Origin of the sequence: Rahnella inusitata (assembly GCF_003263515.1) — a bacterium.
GTDB classification, from domain to species: Bacteria; Pseudomonadota; Gammaproteobacteria; order Enterobacterales; family Enterobacteriaceae; genus Rahnella; species Rahnella inusitata.
The window spans coordinates 44,624-63,106 of record NZ_JYDE01000015.1; the positions used below are offsets into that span (position 1 = coordinate 44,624).

The following is an 18,483-nucleotide window of genomic DNA, read 5'->3' on the forward strand; positions in this document are numbered from 1 at the left end:
GCCCTCGTCTGACCTAAAGACTCTAAGCCAGCGACCAGGGGAAATAAAGCTTTCATTAAACAGTTTCCGCACTGTTTTCAGCCAGTCGATTACATTTCAACCGGTGCGTTGGAAATGTCTCAGCAGATATAAGTAACTAACGGATAATCGCAATAAAACATAAGTTAAGTGAATAAATACGTGTAAAAAAGCCCCGGCATTTTTGCCAGGGCTTTTGAAGTTCCACAGAAAATGTTGTCTGTAAAAGGGATCAGGAAATATCAGCTTCCGTATTGGCCAGCACCGGTAATTCAGGTGGCGCAAAACCACGCAGGCCTACGACGTGTACATGTTCATTGTTACCAAACATCTTACGTACCAGTTTGTAGGTCGTGCCTTTTTCCGGGCTAATGTTTTCAGGTGCGGCGATGATCAGCTGCATTTCCAGACGGTCGCATAGTTCGAACAGCGTGGCGATGGATTTGGCATCCAGACGCGCCGCTTCATCCAGGAACAACAGGCGACACGGTGAAATGTCTTTACCGCGCATACGGCTCGATTCGTCTTCCCAGCTTTGAACAACCATAACCAGAATCGACATACCGGTACCGATAGCCTCACCCGTCGACAGTGCGCCACTCTCTGCACGCAGCCAGCCGTCGGATCCTCTGTTAACTTCCACTTCCATCTCAAGATAGTTGCGGTAGTCCAGCAGCTCTTCACCAATGGTTTGCGGCGTACGCTGACCCATGTCGATTTGCGGATTGAGGCGCTGATACAACTTCGCCAGCGCTTCGGAGAAGGTCAGACGGTTGCTGCTGAACAGATCCTGATGCTGTTCCTGCTGTTCGGAAAGCACATCAAGCAAACCAGCATGAGCTTCGCGCACGTTAACGTTCAGACGAACGCTTTTCACCTGGCCGAATGCCACGGCCTGCAGGCCCTGGTTCAGCTGGCGAATACGATTTTGCTCGCGCTGAATCGTTTTACGGATGATGTTCGCCACGCTCTTAGAGCTTATCGCCAGTTGTTGCTCACGGGCGGTAAGTTCTTCGGTCAGGCGCCCCAGTTCAATTTCCATCTGTTCGATGGCTTCCACTGGATCATCGGTACGGATAATGTCCTGACGGATGCGCTCACGCAGATGCTGATACACGGCGATATAAAACTGAATTTTGCGTTCCGGACGTTTCGGATCTTCGGACAGGCGCAGCACGTCGCGCAGGTGCTCGTTATCCGATACCGCCAGACGCAGCGCACCCAGTGATTTATCCGACATAGAGCGCAGTTCGTCGCCATCCATGTACGCCAGTTCACGACGGTGCAGGCGGCGCTCAACGCCGTTGTCCTTCACCAGACGCATCACCGCACACCAGCCGGCTTTCGATGTCACGACCTGCTCGCGGCTCTGATGATAATCACGTTCCAGCTTACGGAGTTTCTTCTGCAGGTTATCCATTTCGGCTTCGCAGAAGGTGATCTGTTTTTCGAGTTGATTGCAGCGCGCACGGTTGGTGCTCAGTGCAACATGCAGTTCATCGCGACGGGTTTTGGCGCGCTCTTCGGCATTCGGATCGGCCTGAACGCCGATATCCTGCAATTCCTGACCCAGCTCTTTAAGCATGTCGCGCTTGGCATCGAACGAGCTCTTCAGCGAGGCCAGAACCTGACTGTATTGCGTGAACTGTGCCTGATGCTGACGCATTTGCTCACGCGCGCGGGTACGTTCCGCTTCCGCATGTTCAAGACGCTGACGCAGTTTGTCGTTGAGGTCAGCGTTTTCATTTAACATGCCGGCAGAGTCGGTGTAGCTGAAATGCGTGCGGCGCTGAACCACTTCGGTCAATGCAAAGGCCTGTTGTTTCGCCAGACGCTGCGCATGCTGTGCCTGCGCGTAATCTTCCTTCAGCTGTTCGTGCTGTTCCGGATCGCTTTGCAGCACCGATACCAGCGGTTCCAGCTTGTTCAGAGAAATGCCGTGTTGCTGAATGAAACGGGCGGCGTCCTGCGCCTCTTCCATTTCATCGCGGATTTCTTCCACACGGTCAATCAGCGTTTCATCACACAGCAGGCCAACCCGCGGCTGCAATTTGTTGAGCATGCCGACGGCCTCTTTCGCCTGCTCAAACTGCTGACGCTGCTGCTGATTCTGGCCTTCATGCGCGTTCAGTGCACGTTCAAGCTCACCGCGACGGCCGCTCAAAGTACGAATGTCCGCTTCCGGATCGGCATCAAAAGCAACGGCCAGATGGCTGCCGATAAAGCGGCTGAAAGCCTGATGCGCACGCTGAATTTTTTGCACGTCAAACGACAACGTGGCATAACGCTCGGACAGGCTTTCGCGCTCTTTATGCAACGTTTCCAGACGGTTCTCACGTGCCGCACGGCCAAACAGCGGCACCTGCGGGAAATGGGAATAACGCCACTGACGATCTCCGGTTTTTACCAGTACCGCGCCCTGCATTTCATCGACTTCGAAAACATTATCATCGAAGGATTGTGGATCCCCTTCGATCAGATACAAATCTTCCGGACAATCGTCCAGACCGTCTAACTGGTCGCGGATCAGCGATAAATCGGGTACCACAATCGCGTGGCGCGACGGACCGTAGAGCGCGGAGAAGTAAGGCGCATCGTCAATGGTCACGTCATCATAAATCTCAGACAGCAGCACGCCACCAAAACGCTCTGCCAGCGCAATCATGCGGGAATCTTCTGCACCACTCGGCTGGCTGAGGCGGGTAATCTGCCCTTCAATACGACGTTTACGCGCAGCCACTTCGTCACGTTCAACGGTGGTATCGCGTTCGCTTTCCAGCAACTGCTGCATGTACTCGGTCACCTGCTGGCTGTTTTCCAGCGGCTCTTTGCTCTGCTCGCTTAACTGGCTCAGGGCTTCCTGAGCTGCCAGCCAGACCGGCGCGCGGGCTGTCAGTTCGCGGATACGCGCCTGAGCCTGCTCTAATTCCTGACGCATTTCCATGCGACGCTCGCTGGCCTGCGATACCACGATCTGCAATTCTTCGATCTGTACTTCCAGCTCGCGCTGCATTTCGTCCAGATCTTCCGGCTGGACGTCCTGTCCGGTTCGTTTACAAAATTCCTGCAACTGACGCTCAGCGTCCTGTTGCTCACGCAGACGCCCTTCCAGTTCGGCCAGTCGCATCCGCAGCGGTTCAACGCGTTCTGCCTGATGCACTTGCGAAGGCCACTCACGCAGTAACTCACGCGCGGTTTTCCAGGCATCGCTGCGACTGACTTCACCGGCGATTTTCACCACCAGCTGATAAGCCGTTTCGAACTGACTGTGCGCGGCTGATGCCACACTCATTTTTTGCTCGAGCATCAGCAGGATATCTGTCGCTTCCTGTTCCTTGCTCTGGAAGGTTTCCAGCCACTCTTCGCTGTTCTGCGTGGTCAGATCGGGGATCTGGCACAGCTCACGAGCGCGTTCAATTGCCTGTAACGCCTGCTGATACTGAATCGCACGGGTTTGTTGAACATCCAGCGCCTGCTGGTAATCCGCCAGCTGGCTTTTCAGTTCATCCACTTCCAGCTCAGCCGCTTCGGCACGAGCCTCGTGCTCGGCGTGCAGCTCACTGGCTTCTGCAACCACTTCGTTCTGCTCTTCCAGACGATAGGTCAGCTCTTCGAGGTCACTTTCGTAACGCTCGATTTTTTCCTGCTGACGCATGGCGGTCTGAACCAGACTCAGATGGTCGCTGGCGGCCTGATAATCGGTTTCCAGATCGCTTTGTGAACCGCTTTGCTCAGCCAGTTCACGCGCCATTTCAACGTGCCGATATTGTTCACTGGACAGCTGTTTACGGCTCGACAGCAACTCGTTACGCAACACCAATGCGCCATCTAAATGTTTACGGCGCTCATTGGCATGACGCATGTAGTCAGCAGCCACGTAGGAGGTAGCTTCAGAAATCAGATGCTTAAACAAATCACGGTCGGATTGCGTAACGCGGATCGCTTCGAGCGTCATGCGGTTTTCACGCAGTGCAGCTTCCATATCCTGGAAAGCTTTACGCACACCACTGTTTTCCGGCAACAGATAGTCGCGCAGGGAACGGGTGATGGCGCTGGAAATCCCGCCGTACAGCGAGGCTTCGATCAGACGATAGAACTTGCTGCGGTCAGACGCCGAACGTAAGCGACGCGGAATGACACCCAGATCGAACATCAGCGCGTGGTAATCCGTGATGGAGTTGAACTGCTTAAACTGCACACCTTCCATCGCTTCGACGCGGTCTTTCAATTCCTGCAAAGACAGTACGCGCGCCTGACGTTCACCGACGGTTTCGGTCAGCATTTCGGTCGGATTCACCGCGACCGGCAGGCCCTGAATCGTAAAAGGTTTAATGTCCACTTTGCGATCGCGCCCGGCGATTTGTTGCAGACGAACGCCGACCACGACGCGCTGATGGCGTGAGTTCACGACGTCCAGCACCGAGTAACAGACGCCCGCACGCAATTTACCGTGCAGACCTTTATCGCGCGAACCCGAGGTCGCCCCCGCTTCCGTGGTGTTACGGAAATGCAGCAACGTTAAATCCGGGATCAGCGCCGTGACGAAGGCGGCCATGGTGGTGGACTTACCCGCACCATTGCCCCCTGAAAGCGTGGTGACCAGTGAATCGAGGTCAAAGGTGCGGGCAAAAAAGCCGTTCCAGTTAACCAGCGTCAGTGAGCGAAATTTACCGCGTTCAATCATTCCTGTTCATCCTCTGCGCTCTCGCGTGCTTGCTGTCCGGCCAGCGCTTCACCTTCTTCGGGTTCGTCATTTAATGACAACACACTGTCGACGGGCATTGCTTCACCGTCACGGATCATCCGCAACTGGGCTTCGCGGGCGTCATCTCCGCTGCGGACATCGGCACCGAATCGGAATACCGCTTCGGTAATGCGGAATTTGGTACTGTCGGCCCCCATGAAAAACACCATGCCCAGGCGGCGCAGACGGTTTAGGGAAGTCCTGACTTTATCCTGCAACTTCTGACGGTCTAAATCCGAGCCAGTTGAGCGCTGGTTAACGTATTTCAGCAGCTTGTTTTCATCGGCCAGGCTCAGCAATTCGTCATAGAGCTCCTGCTGGGTGAAAATACCTTCGTGCGCCAGACGCTCGGGACTGAGATACAGATAGCAGAGAATTTTCCCGACCATCATGTCCAGCTCAGATAAGACCGAACGTGAAATAAGCGTCGTGGAGCGCGGCCGCAAATAGAAGAAACCTTCCGGTGCCCGGATCAATTCCACGTGATAGCGGCTGTAAAAGAGTTCCATTTCTTCCTGATAGTCCATCAGGAAGGCATGGTTATCCAGTTCATCAATGCCGATGTGGCGGCCAGAACGTAACTGGCTGTCGAGAGCAGGAAACACTGAGTTCGCCAGTGCCTGCGCCAGCTTAGCTGGCATTATGTGTTCAATATTTGTCGATGACATGGGCCTGCACCTTGGCTCCGTAATCATTGATTGCCTGCCATTCGGCGTGCAACCCTGAAAAATCTGCTTCAGCCACACCAAGGCGCACAGCCTGGTCGACCACAATTCGCGCGACATCAAAGTGTCGGGCACGCGGATACTGCATGAGGTATTCGCGCATCACCATGCCCAGATTGAGCGGCGTTTTCTGTTGTTGGTAAACTTGTAATGCCTGTTCAATCAATGCCGCAAGTTGTTCGCGGATTTCATTAAATTCTTCAAATTCGAGATCAGGCGGAAGTTCGCCGGTCACTTCTTCGCTGCGCAGCGCCAGTTCTTCGTCACGCATATCCAGCAGACGATCCGCATTGGCAAAGGTCAGCGTCCATGGCTGATCGAAATAATTTTGCACCGACTGGCGCAGGCGCTGAGCGAACACGCGATTTTTATCCATGTCGATCGCAGTACGGATAAATTTATGCACGTGACGGTCATAACCGATCCAAAGGTCAATCGCCTGCTGGCCCCAGCTGGTGATACGGTCAAGTTTGTTCTGCAAATCGAAGACCAGCTTGTCGACAAAACTCAGATCCATGTCGATCATCGTGGCGTCCTGAATGCGCATCAGATGCGCCTGCAACAGATCACCCGCCGCTTCCAGCGTATCCTGCAACTCACGCAGCGTACCGGATGTTTCTGACAGAAGAAGTTCACAGCTGGAGATCGCCGCGCGCCAGTCTTTGTTGAGCAGACCGGCGATATCGTCTTTCACGCCCTGCTGCTGTTCATCCATGATGCGCTGGGTCATATCGATGCTGTCGAAGATTTCCGCGACAGAGTATTTGAGCGGTGCGTAAACATTGCGATGCCAGTGGAAATCATCGCCGCCTTCGTCAGCGGCGTCCGCCGCACGCTTGAGTTCCTGCGCAACAATCGAAAGCTGCATAGAGAGACGCAGCGTGGAGAATTCGCGCTGACGGATATAATAATCTGAAATGCCGATCGCCAAAGGAGTCAGGCGATAAATGGCGTTGCCGTCTGCCAGCTCACTGACAAAACGGTTGAGCAAACGCTGACGCACCATGTCATTGATGGCGTTATTGGCACGTACGGTGACGGTCTCGTTGGTCTGCTCAAAACCTTTGCTGACGTGACGAAATGCATCGACCAGTTCACCCTCACTCATTTCCCCATCAAGGCGCTCGCTGTTTAATGTGGCAATCGCCAGAAGAAAAGCCAGCCGCTCCGTTGGCAGCGAAATTGAGAAATCATTTTTCCGTGCCCAGGCGACCAGTTCGGGTACAGTCTGGGAAAATTCACTCATAATTCGTCCTTCAGAATGGGTTTGTGCGCCATCACGTGGATGTAACGTCCCAAACTAACAAAAGGTTCCTGGCGGCAATAACGCTGTTCCAGCGCCAGAAGCTCGTCAAAATCCTGTTTATGTTGTTGTCTGTTTCGCAAATAATCGTGGAACACTCTAACACCGGTCTTACCGCTTATCTGCATCTCAAGCTGTTCAAGCCACAGATAGACCTGCGCAGGCTCAAGCGGATGATCGGGTAACAATGAGCTCTTTTTGATTTTTGGCACGCCGGCTTCAACATGACCGAAGTTGCCGAGGATCATATGCCGCATGACCAGACCGTGGATATTGTAAAACATCAGGGACAATGCGCCACCCGGTGCAAGACAATCGACCAGCGCAGCCAGCGCCTCCTGCGGTTCGGCCAACCACTCGATGACAGCATGGAACAATATCAGATCAACCGGCTGTTCCAAATGTTCTGCGATGTGCTGAGCGGGGCATTGTACAAATTGCATGTTACCGCTCACACCCTTTTCAATCGCTGCTGCCTGAGCGCGACGGATCATCTCACCTGAAAGATCGCACAACAAGACCTGATGTCCTAAAGCGGCCAGTTCACAGGCCATTTGTCCTTCACCGCCACCCGCATCTAAAATGCGCAACGGCCGCTGAGGCAAACTTTTCATCAACTCCTGCAGATCCTGACCCAGCACAGCCTGACGGATACGTCCCTTCGTTGTGCCGTAGATATTGCGCGAAAATTTTTCGGCCATATCGTCAAAATTACGATCCTGCATGAGGTGTTACCTGTTCACGGTTGAGCATTTTGCTGGAAACATACCTGCTGAATAATTCATAGTACAGCTATGTGGCTGCTATTTTGGCACAGGCGGACGTAGAATAAATCATCCTGAAGCGGAATCACGCCCGGATGTCGTTTTTTCACTCAAAAGGACCGGTTTCTGATGTTGTTTATCCTTAAAAAGACCGTGGGCGGCCTGCTGCTTCCCTTGCCGTTTATTTTGCTGATCATGGCCTTTGCGCTGGTGTTGCTGTGGATGACTCGCTGGCAGAAAACAGGAAAAGTATGTTTTTCGCTGAGTTGGCTGCTGTTACTGCTGCTGAGCCTGCAACCTGTCGCTGACAGTCTTCTGCGCCCGATAGAATCAGAATATCCGACGTATCAGCCTCAGGCGCATCCGCCGGTGAAATATGTCGTGGTGCTGGGCGGCGGCTATACCTTCAATCCTGACTGGGCACCAAGTTCGAATTTAATCAGCAACAGCCTGCCACGCGTAGCAGAAGGGATCCGAATTTACCGCGCCAATCCGGGGGCAAAACTGATCTTTACCGGCGGCGCCGCGATGACCAATCCAGTCAGCAGCGCGGCGGTTGCCGGAAAAGTGGCAGAAAGTTTAGGCGTGCCTGAAAGCGATATCTTATTGCTGGATAAGCCGAAGGATACCCATGAGGAATCGCAGCAAGTCAAAATGCTGATCGGGCAACAGCCATTCGTGCTGGTTACCTCGGCCAATCACCTGCCGCGCGCTATGATTTTCTTCCATCAGCAGGGTTTGTCGCCGATACCTGCGCCGGCGAACCAGCTGGCGATCGACTCTCCGCTTAATCCATGGGAAAGAACCCTGCCGCAGGCCTTATATTTTTCCCACAGCGAGCGTGCATGGTATGAAACGTTAGGTCGCGCATGGCAATGGTTATCCAGAGACAAGGCTGCGGCAGACTGACTTAATTTAGCCACGGCAGCAGCTGTTGCCGTGCATAATCAAACTGGCGTCGGTCGAGCTTACCGGTATGGATCAGGTGTGCTACCGATTCCCAGACCAGATACAGCCAGCGCCGGGAAAGGAAGGTGTCCGAAACGGGCGCTTTCTTCAAATAGCTGAACAGCAATTGTTCACTCATGCCCTTTTCCCACAAACGGAACATATCAAACTCACGCGGTGCCCACAGCACGGTGCCTGGATTGATCATCGCCAATAGTTGATCGCTGCGCGGATCTTTAAGCATGCTGCGTAGCGAAAGATTACCGTGAACCAGCACCGGCGTATCGTCAAAATCCTCAAACATGGCATCCAGACACTGGCGCGAGCGGAACAGCAGCGTGCGATCCTCAGGCGTGAGTTCGGGCGCCTGTAAGTTCGACAACGTGGCCCATAACACTTCTACACGTTGCGGATACCAGTTTTCCCAGCGATTCTCCTGCGTACTGTCGACCGAGCCCACGCAACCATGGCTGTCGATGCGGTGCCAGGCCAGCATCGCTTCCACGATTTGATCCTGCAATACCTGCCAGCGCTCGGGGGTTCGCGTAGGCGCTTCTGCCGAAACGCCCCGGAGGCGTTCGAGCAGCAGAATTTCTTGATAAGGTTTCTGGTGTGTGGTCACCATGCCGTATACGGTCGGCACGCGCACCACGCCTTCACGCGCCAGCATCGAGAGCTTGTAAGCCTCCTGTCCGGCAATGCCCAGACAGGTAAAGCTTTTCGCCATCAGCGGCATGGCGTAGCCCTGCTCATCGTAAAGTGAAAAAAGATGGGCATAAGGCTGTTCACTTACGCATTCCAGGCGGGATAAACGCTCGCCCAGCACAATACTTAATTCGGCTTTTAGCTGTTCCATAACGTTTTCGCAGTGACGAAATGAGTGGTTGTTATGATGGAAGCTTCAATGCAGGAATACCCCGTTTCAGATCAAACAAAAACCGGATAGTCGGGAGAGAAAGAGAAAGACATCACGCAAAAGGAAATGAATTTCATGTAAATCAGGAAAGAGTAAACGGAATGCGATGGCATCCCGTTTGGGAATCATCAGCGACTCAAGATTGCGCGCACGCGTTCTAAATCTTCCGGCGTATCAACCCCGACCGAAGGAATGGCCTTCGCCACGCCAACGTGGATTTTTTCACCGTACCACAGCACACGCAGTTGTTCGAGGAGTTCAATGTGTTCTAACTCGCTCGGCTCCCACTTAACGTACTGGCGGATAAACCCGGCGCGATAGGCATAGATACCAATATGGCGAAGGAATACATCGCCAATAGTTTCTTTTGATATCGCAAAGCGCTCACGTTCCCAGGGGATTGCCGCCCTGGAAAAATACATCGCGTAACCCTGAACATTGCGCACAACCTTCACCGCATTCGGGTTGAACGCTTCTTCGGCGGTTTCAATCGGCACGGCCAGCGTGGACATTCCCGCTTCGCTGTTGGCCAGATTTTCAGCCACCTGACGGATAATAACTGGCGGGATTAACGGTTCATCGCCTTGCACATTAACGATAATTTCGTCATCGGCGAACTGACACAATTCGATTACTTCTGCCAGACGCTCAGTCCCGGACTGATGATCCGCACGCGTCAGACACACTTCACCCCCGGCATCTTCAACAGCCTTCACGACTTCCGGGTGATCGGTCGCAACAATGACTCTCTTCGCGCCCGACTCTAACGCACGCTCCATGACATGGACAACCATCGGTTTGCCGTTGATATCTGCCAGAGGTTTACCCGGCAAACGGCTCGAACCATATCGGGCAGGAATAATGGCAATAAAACTCATGGATGCGTCTCATCAACAGAAAGTGGGCGGGCCTCATTTTCTAATAATACAGGAATGCCATCCCGGACGGGGTACGCAAGGCTGTCCGCTTTGCAGACCAGTTCCTGTGACTCTTTATTGAAGTACAACTTTCCGTTGCACACAGGGCAGGCAACGATTTCAAGCAAACGGTGATCCATAAAATTCTCCCGGAGGCGAGTACGCCCATAATCTATGTGGCGCAGCGCGAAAATGCATTGGAAAACACAATACGACGGTGCCAGAGAATAGCATAACCGCCCGATCAGCGTTAATACCCACATCCCCAGGAAGAGGTAGAGAGAGAACGAAATGTAACGAGAAAATTTTCACTTTGTGATGATTGCGTTACTGGCGGAGCCGGAGTAGAATTTTTTGTGAGCTACATCACATAAATAACCTTCAATACGAGTTTTAAAATGAAAACCATTAACAAAATCATCGCTATGTTCGCAAACTTCAGCAACTAACATTGCGTGGCACCTGCTATCATCGTGAATCAACGGCTGCCTGAGGCAGCCGTTTTACTTTTTTTAGCTTAGCTGCCAGCCGGAATTCCAGTAACCCTCTAACACATCAGGAATTTTTAGGACACTCACCTGTTCAGCCCCCTGCCATAACGCAAACCGATTAACAGCACCGGTGATATCCTGCACCCGTCGGGATGTGATTCTTGTACCTGGCTCCAGATGCAAACTTTTGACCTCAAGGATTTTTTCCTTGCGATGCATTTTGGCATCTACGCGGCCAATGAGTTCGCCACGTTGCAGAATGGGTAAGCTGAAATAGCCATACTGGCGTTTCGCTTCTGGCGTGTAACACTCGATCCGATATTCAAAATTGAACAACGTCGATGCACGCTTGCGGTCCCATACCACAGGGTCAAAGGGCGATAAAAGCGTCGTTACTGTAGACGTAATACCTGAATCAAGCGCCTGCTGTAACAGAGGCCATTGTTGCTGATGCACATAAAAAACGCCCTCCAGTCCGTCAACTTCAACGGGCGTAATTTCCTCATCTGCCAGCAAATTCGCAATCACTTTTTTGGTATCAACACGTTTAAGCCGGTAATAATCCGCCAGCCACTCCGCCTTGAATAAACCGAGACATTGCGCGGACCGCCTGAGCATTTGAAACTCTGCCGCTTCTTGCGTCAGCGCCTGGGTCGCATCATCCCAGCCGGGCATAACACGTTCAGCCAGATCATAAACCCGGTGAAAATTACGCCGTTCAGCGACCATCAGCTGGCCCGACGTGAACAGGGTTTCCAGATGCTTTTTATGCGGTTTCCAGTCCCACCAGCCACTGTTCGGTTTCTTCTCGGCGCTGAAATCGGCTGATCGAACAGGACCCTTCTCAGCAATATGGGCAAGTAACGCCTGAATATCGTTCTGGTGTTCATCGAACCATGCCTGCGAAAACTTCCATCCCATTTTCTGCGGATTTAACATGCGATGGCGCAGCAGACCGTAATCTTCGCTGGGGATAAAGCAGGCCTCATGCGCCCAGTATTCAAAAACCTTACCCGCTGACAGCGCGTCTTCCAGCCAATGCGGTGAATAATTGCCAAGCCTGCTGAACAGCACCAGATACGGACTGCGGGCAACCACGCTTATTGTGTCGATCTGCAACAATCCCATAGTGCGGATTGCCTGCACAACATCGTCGGCAGACGGTTTTTTGATCCGGGGTTTATAAAAGTTTTGAGCAGACAAATGCAGGGTGCGGGCTGAAACGAGAGATATAACCGGGTGAGACATATCGGTATCCATGGCAGCAAATAAACTGTGGATACCGATAGCATATTTTTACCGGAGCGTAAAATTCAGCTCAACGGGGAATAACAAAATTCAGAATCAGAACGCGATAACATCAGCCGCTGAAGGGCCGTGCGCTACGCTGCGGTACGTAGTGAATTCGACACGCTGACCAGCATTCAGGGATTTATTTTTGGTATTCGCGATGGAAGTACGCTGAACATAAATCTCAGAAGAACCGTCGAGCGGGCAAATAAAACCATAGCCTTTAGCCTGGTTGTACCATTTAACTAAACCCATTTTTAACATCATAATTTCTATCCTTTCTTTTGGGCATCCATGAACACACTTTTTTATTATTGTTCGGATGCGTTTGCCCATTTCTAAGTTAATTTTTTTATAAAAAACCTCTAATGAGCGAATTTGTTTTAACGATTATTTTTACTACTTTTACGACTTATCATCACGCCGTATGTATTTTTGCAGACATTAAAAACCCGCCGTCCGGCGGGCTTTACTCTGCTGATATGAATAACGGATAAGGTTGTTTCATATCATCATGTTAGCCTCTTATCAGAGAGCAATAACATTAGCAGCAGCAGGACCGCGCGGGCTATCCTGAATGGTATATTCTACACGCTGACCTTCGGCCAGAGTTTTGAAACCATCGGTGGCAATTGCAGAGAAATGTACGAAGACATCTTTACCGCCATCAGCCTGCTCAATAAAACCAAAACCTTTGCTTTCATTGAACCACTTAACCTGACCCATTTTCTTAGACATGCTTAAAACCTTTTACGAAATATAAAATCCTGCCATTCGGCAATGTTGGCCAATAGTTCAGACAATTACTTATGGGGAGGACTTAGAAGGTTCGTCTTGGAAGCGGAATCATCGGGAAAGAGATAACGTCTGGGAGGAACTGCTTTACTCTACACTCATACATAAATAGCGCTGCAACACAGGCTGCACGCATTAACTCACACCCCTGAAACAATAGCAAGTGAAGTGCTGAAACAAATGTTATGATTTTCAAGATATGGATAAATAGTCTTTATAAATCATGCTCTTTAAATTTAAAAAAAAATATGTAAAATTTACCGAAGAACGGTGATCCTGACGAGTTTAAGGCAAATCAGTGCGATTTTTTAAGAATAAGATCGGTGATTCTTTGCAGTAATTTCTCAGCAAGTCTGCCCTGAATTTTTGCTTCAACGGGTAAATACCACCAGTTAGCCTGCGCAAAACCACGACATTTCACGGCATCTTTTTCGGTCATCAAAAGTATTTGACCCGATTGAGCCAATCCAGAAAGTTGCTCAATCTGATAGGCTTTATGGTCCGCAAAAGCGACCTCTTTTTGCAACGTCAGCCCCAATTGTTTCAACGTGGCAAAAAAACGTGGCGGATGCCCTATTCCGGCCATTGCCACCACATTTCGCAATGCTGATGCATCTCGCTGTTCACCCGTCACCAGATTGACCGCTTTGCCAGGCTGTAAAATCATCGCCAGCTCACCTGTTTCCGCAGTGCCACCGTTAGTAATGATGGCGTCAACGGAGCGCAGACGGGATGCACGTTCCCGCATTGGGCCTGCCGGCAACCAGTGACCATTGCCAAAACGTCTCACACCATCCACGACGACAATTTCGACATCCCGCTTAAGTGCGTAGTGCTGTAAACCATCGTCGGTAATGATCACATCCAATTCATGTTCAGCAAGTAACGCTTTAACCGCGTCAGAACGCAGCGGTGACACCGCAACCGGTGCCCCCGTCCGCTGATAAATCAACACGGGTTCATCACCCGCCTGCGCTGTCGTCGTGCTTTCAGACAGCACCAGCGGATAGTGAGGTGATTTCCCACCGTAGCCGCGTGACACAACACCAACGCGAAATCCATGCAGTTGCAGCGTTTCCACCAGCCAGATCACCACCGGCGTTTTACCGTTACCTCCGGCGGTCAAATTACCGACCACCACAACGGGCACAGGTGCCCGCCAGCTTTTTTTTAGCCCTGATTTATAGCTGTAACGGAGGATCGTGGCTATCAGTCCATACAACCATGACAGTGGCAGAAGTAACCAGTAAAGCGGTGACTGACCTGACCAGATGCGCTCAATCATTGGCCAAACTGCATCCGGTAAAGCTGTGAGTAAACGCCACGCTCTTCCAGCAGAACCGCATGAGAACCACGTTCAACAATGCGCCCGTCTTCGATCACCAGAATTTCATCAGCTTTTTCAATAGTCGATAAGCGATGCGCAATCACCAGTGAGGTACGGTTTTTCTGTAACTCATCAAGAGCGGCCTGAATTGCACGCTCGGACTCTGTATCCAGTGCCGAGGTAGCCTCATCGAGGATGAGGATTGGCGAATCACGCAGCAAGGCGCGGGCAATAGCAATACGCTGACGTTGACCGCCCGAAAGCAGCACACCATTCTCACCGATCACCGTATCCAGCCCCTGATCCATCTTGCTGATGAAGTCCATGGCATACGCCATAGTCGCCGCTTTTTCGATTTCTTCACGGGAATAGATGTCAGTACGGGCATAGGCGATGTTATTGGCGATGGTATCGTTGAACAGGTGGACATTCTGGGAGACCAGCGCCACCTGATCACGCAGTGAAGACAACGTGTATTCACGTAAATCATGGCCATCCATCAGGATCTGCCCTTCCTGGATATCGTAGAAACGTGTCAGCAGGTTTGCGATGGTCGATTTACCTGAACCAGAGCGCCCCACCAGTGCCACGGTTTTTCCTTCCGGCAGGCTGAAAGAAATCTCACGCAGTGCAGGAATGTCACGTCCAGGGTATGTAAAGGTCACATTTTTGAATTCAACGTCACCTTTAGCTCGTTTGACTTCAAGTTTACCTTCGTCTTTCTCCTGCTCCATATCCAGAATAGAGAAAAGTGTCTGACAGGCAGCCATACCGCGCTGGAACTGGGAATTCACGTTAGTCAGGGATTTCAGCGGGCGCATCAGGGCGATCATCGATGAGAACACCACGGTGATTGTACCGGCACTCAGCGTTTCCATCACGGACGGGAAGCTTGCGGCATAGAGCACGAACGCCAGAGCCAGAGAAGCAATCAGCTGAATGATAGGATCTGAAATCGAAGAAGCAGAGACCATACGCATACCTTGCTGACGCATACGGTTACTGACTTTATCAAAGCGCTGAGTTTCGACTTTCTGACCACCGAAGATAAGTACTTCTTTGTGGCCTTTCAGCATCTGCTCGGCGCTGGTCGTAACTTGCCCCATGGTGTTCTGCATGGATTTACTGATGTTACGGAAACGTTTTGACACCACGCGGATAACAACAGAGACGATCGGCGCAATCACCAGCAGGATCACTGACAGCTGCCAGCTGTAGTAGAACATCATGATGAACAGGCCGATAATCGACGCCCCTTCACGCACCACAGTCACCAGTGCGCTGGAGGAAGACGAAGCAACCTGCTCGGAGTCGTAAGTAATACGCGAGAGCAAGGTACCGGTAGACTGTTGATCAAAGAAAGCGACAGGCATTCTCATCATATGGCCGAACAGACGGCGGCGCATATGCATGACCACTTTCCCTGAAACCCACGAGATACAGTAACTTGAAATATATCCGCTGACCCCACGCACAATCATCAGGCCGATAACGACCAGCGGCATCCAAAGTAAAATTGAGCGGTCGGCTTTACCAAACCCATCATCAAGCAGCGGCTTCAGCAAAGACAGCATGAAGGTATCACTGGCGGCGTTGGCGACCAGTGCAATAGCCGCAGCAATCAGCCCGGCCTTAAAAGGTGTGATCATCGGCCATAGGCGACGGAATGTCTGCCACGTCGAGAGATCTTTATCGTTCATCATGCAATATCAACCAGCATCGAAAGAAATAGCGGTCTATTCTACTCATTATCTTCTGATACTCCAAACCGGTGGTGGTACCAACGGGGGATTAATTGCTCACGTAAGCCCTTAATTGCCCAATATTCATCATAAATGAAGATACTCAGCTGGCCTGATACAGAGGTCGAGTGCCAGTCATAGCGGGCTTTGTTGTATCTGCTAACAACTTTATGCGCAGGAAGATGCCATTTATTAAATCTCGCTGCCGATGCCATCGCCACTACCGGCTTTACGGCCCGCAGGAAAGGGGGTGAAGAGGATGTATTGCTGCCGTGATGTGGCACCTGAAGCCATGTGGACTGTAACCCCTTTCGCTCCTTTTTGATTAACGCTTTTTCGCTACCGGCCTCAATATCGCCCGTCAACAGCAGACTGAATGTGCCGTCATCAACGCGAATGACACAACTGTCATCGTTACGTGCATCCGTCGTCGACGTCAACGGCCACAAAATGTCGAAGTTCAGCCCTTGCCATCGCCAGTGCTCCCCGGCAATACAAGAGAGATGCCCCACAGAGGGAGAACTGTCACGCAGGCTCGCCTTCGGATACATCGCCTGTAAAATTTCGAGCCCTCCACGGTGATCCTTATCATCGTGGCTGATGATTATTTGCTCTAACTGGATATTCCTCCAGCGCAGCAGTGGCGCGATATTTTGTTCTGCCGCCGAGCCCCCTTCCCAGCGATTGCCGGTATCGTAAAGAATTCCTCTGCCATTTTTGCTGATAAGCACCGATAGCCCGTGTCCGACATCCAGCATATCCACCCGCCAGCGCTCAGGTGCCATGCGAGTGAGCCAACACAGAGAGACTACGCATAATGAAATCAGCAACGACAATCGATGCCTGATATCGCTTAGTCGCCAAAAGAGAACGAACAGCCAGCCTGAGAAACTGATGAGCAAGAAGGATTCCCCCAGGGTAAACCAGCTCCCGGAAAAAGGTTCAACGCCCCACATAGCCAGGCTAAGGGTTTGATCCGCCATTTTCCAGATGATGATTTGCGCCCCTGACATCCAGCCAGAAGGGAATAAATTAATGATTAGCGCCATCAGGACTAACGGCACAGTCACCATCGAAACAATCGGTACCGCCCACATGTTTGCCAGAAAAGACGATGGATTCAGGCCATGAAAAATTGCGACCTGCAACGGTAGCAAAAGCAACGTCATACCCGCTTGGAGATGTCCCCAGCGCAAGAAAGACCAATACCAGGCATGCTGAAAACGCGCAGATAACGGCATCCATTGAAACCAAAAAACCAGCGATGCTACGGCAAAACAAGACAGCCAGAAACTGTCCGACAGAATATTCATCGGGTCAGCCAGTAACAATAACGCGACGCCCCACAACCAGACCTGCCAGGGATGGCAACTTATACGAAAAAACCTCAGCACAATCCATAGCGAGACTGCCAATGCCGCGCGTAATGCGGGGGCATTACAACCTGAAAGCCATGTATACGTCAGCAGAAATATCTCGCTGACCAGTAGAGTGAAGCGGTAATCAATCAACCTTATCGGGAGGAAAAACTGCATTCCCCGCGCCAGCCACCAGCCAAATAAGGCAGCAATACCAATGTGCAGGCCGGAAATCGCCACGAGATGAGCGATGCCGGTTCTTTGCAGCAAAATCTTCTCATCGCCATTAATTAATCCCTTTTCACCAAAAGCTAAGGCGATTAGCACTGGCGTATTCGCCAGTTCTGGCATTTCAGCTTGTACGCGATGGATGAATTGCTGGCGGAACGAGCTCCCGCCCTCCAGCATTTCGCCTTGCCGGATTGTCGCAGTCAGCGGTGCATGCTGCGCCAGCGCCCATCGTTGGGCATCAAATCCTCCTTCATTTAACAGGCTGTGGACAGGACGAAAACTGGCGATCAATTTCCACTTTTGTCCTGCTGATAGGGCTGTTTCTGCTCCTTCCCATTTAGCACGAAATAGTATCGCCGGGAAAATCTGCTTCCCGCCTACCTTTTCAATTTTGAAAAACTGAGATGTCACACCGCCCTGCCCCAGATTAATAGTTTGCACGCTGGCGACAACCTCACGATTGGCACCCATAAGCGTAAGCGTCTGCTCAATCAGGCTGCTGCCCTGCATGCTCGCCCAAACGAAACTCAGCAATGCGATCATCGTCAGTCTGATTATCTTTCGGCGTGAGCCCCACAGAATCCATGCGAAAAAGCACATCGCCGCAAGCCACTGCATTGAAGGCAATTGAGCAATAAATACCAGCGGCGCCATACCTGCAATGACCGCGACAGCGACCTCTTCCAATGAGATTTTGATGGCGTTCCCTCTACGTTCATCATACGACCACCCTGGTCAGATTCTGGCTGGAGTATGGTATTGAGATTGATAGGGGACAAGCAGAAGAACGACGGAATGCGAGACGTTACGCAAATAGGGGGGAGAGATTGAGGAAGAAATTTGGAGAATTTAAACCAAAAAAAACGGCGCCTTGAAAGGCACCGTTTTAGCATTCGCTATAGGCAGTCATTCAC

General features: G+C 51.6%; 15 protein-coding genes. 1 reads left to right on the forward strand and 14 read right to left on the reverse strand.

Translation table 11 applies throughout. The annotated features are described in order from the left end of the window. Positions 1-250: 250 nt before the first annotated feature. From mukB to cmoM, 4 genes are read right to left on the reverse strand one after another with little or no spacing between them, the layout of a single operon-like run. Positions 251-4,702 carry a chromosome partition protein MukB gene (gene mukB / locus TU92_RS08890; RefSeq protein ID WP_112166336.1) on the reverse strand — a complete coding sequence of 1,484 codons (4,452 nt, stop codon included), beginning with the start codon at positions 4,700-4,702 and terminating at the stop codon, positions 251-253. Next, complete coding sequence (mukE, locus tag TU92_RS08895; RefSeq protein ID WP_112166338.1) at positions 4,699-5,430, reverse strand: chromosome partition protein MukE; 732 nt, start codon at positions 5,428-5,430, stop codon at positions 4,699-4,701. Before mukE ends, mukB begins: the two co-directional genes overlap by 4 nt. Beyond that, on the reverse strand, positions 5,411-6,733 hold the full coding sequence (mukF, locus tag TU92_RS08900; protein ID WP_112166340.1) for a chromosome partition protein MukF: 1,323 nt from the start codon (positions 6,731-6,733) through the stop codon (positions 5,411-5,413). Before mukF ends, mukE begins: the two co-directional genes overlap by 20 nt. Then, complete coding sequence (gene cmoM, locus TU92_RS08905; RefSeq protein WP_112166342.1) at positions 6,730-7,515, reverse strand: tRNA uridine 5-oxyacetic acid(34) methyltransferase CmoM; 786 nt, start codon at positions 7,513-7,515, stop codon at positions 6,730-6,732. Before cmoM ends, mukF begins: the two co-directional genes overlap by 4 nt. A 168-nt stretch (positions 7,516-7,683) precedes the next feature. Between cmoM and elyC the strand changes: the two genes are divergently transcribed. Further along, positions 7,684-8,463, forward strand: a complete 780-nt coding sequence (gene elyC / locus TU92_RS08910) for an envelope biogenesis factor ElyC (RefSeq protein ID WP_112166344.1) — start codon at positions 7,684-7,686, stop codon at positions 8,461-8,463. 1 nt (position 8,464) lies between these two features. Here elyC and TU92_RS08915 read toward each other — a convergent pair whose 3' ends face one another. From TU92_RS08915 to TU92_RS08955, 10 genes are all read right to left on the reverse strand, one after another. Further along, positions 8,465-9,358 (reverse strand): YcbJ family phosphotransferase, encoded by an 894-nt coding sequence (locus tag TU92_RS08915; RefSeq protein ID WP_112166346.1) that lies wholly within the window; start codon positions 9,356-9,358, stop codon positions 8,465-8,467. A 188-nt stretch (positions 9,359-9,546) separates the two neighbouring features. After that, positions 9,547-10,296: a 3-deoxy-manno-octulosonate cytidylyltransferase gene (kdsB, locus tag TU92_RS08920; RefSeq protein ID WP_112166348.1), complete on the reverse strand. Its 750-nt coding sequence runs from the start codon at positions 10,294-10,296 to the stop codon at positions 9,547-9,549. Continuing rightward, positions 10,293-10,475, reverse strand: coding sequence for a Trm112 family protein (locus TU92_RS08925; protein WP_056771818.1), 183 nt, complete (start codon positions 10,473-10,475; stop codon positions 10,293-10,295). The genes kdsB and TU92_RS08925 overlap by 4 nt, the downstream gene beginning before the upstream one ends. A 168-nt stretch (positions 10,476-10,643) precedes the next feature. After that, the gene (locus tag TU92_RS22305; RefSeq protein ID WP_167457468.1) at positions 10,644-10,787 is read right to left on the reverse strand and encodes a hypothetical protein; all 144 of its coding nucleotides are present in this window, start codon (positions 10,785-10,787) and stop codon (positions 10,644-10,646) included. A gap of 60 nt (positions 10,788-10,847) precedes the next feature. After that, positions 10,848-12,074 (reverse strand): winged helix-turn-helix domain-containing protein, encoded by a 1,227-nt coding sequence (locus TU92_RS08930; RefSeq protein ID WP_112166350.1) that lies wholly within the window; start codon positions 12,072-12,074, stop codon positions 10,848-10,850. Positions 12,075-12,170: 96 nt separating this feature from the next. Beyond that, positions 12,171-12,383: a cold-shock protein gene (locus TU92_RS08935; protein ID WP_112166352.1), complete on the reverse strand. Its 213-nt coding sequence runs from the start codon at positions 12,381-12,383 to the stop codon at positions 12,171-12,173. 261 nt (positions 12,384-12,644) lie between these two features. Then, positions 12,645-12,854 carry a transcription antiterminator/RNA stability regulator CspE gene (gene cspE / locus TU92_RS08940; protein ID WP_104921457.1) on the reverse strand — a complete coding sequence of 70 codons (210 nt, stop codon included), beginning with the start codon at positions 12,852-12,854 and terminating at the stop codon, positions 12,645-12,647. Between the two features lie 352 nt (positions 12,855-13,206). Beyond that, the gene (gene lpxK / locus TU92_RS08945) at positions 13,207-14,196 is read right to left on the reverse strand and encodes a tetraacyldisaccharide 4'-kinase (RefSeq protein WP_112166354.1); all 990 of its coding nucleotides are present in this window, start codon (positions 14,194-14,196) and stop codon (positions 13,207-13,209) included. After that, entirely contained in the window at positions 14,193-15,941 is a 1,749-nt protein-coding gene (gene msbA / locus TU92_RS08950; RefSeq protein ID WP_112166356.1) for a lipid A ABC transporter ATP-binding protein/permease MsbA, read from the reverse strand. Before msbA ends, lpxK begins: the two co-directional genes overlap by 4 nt. A 38-nt stretch (positions 15,942-15,979) precedes the next feature. Continuing rightward, complete coding sequence (locus tag TU92_RS08955; RefSeq protein ID WP_112166655.1) at positions 15,980-18,223, reverse strand: DNA internalization-related competence protein ComEC/Rec2; 2,244 nt, start codon at positions 18,221-18,223, stop codon at positions 15,980-15,982. Positions 18,224-18,483: the final 260 nt, after the last annotated feature.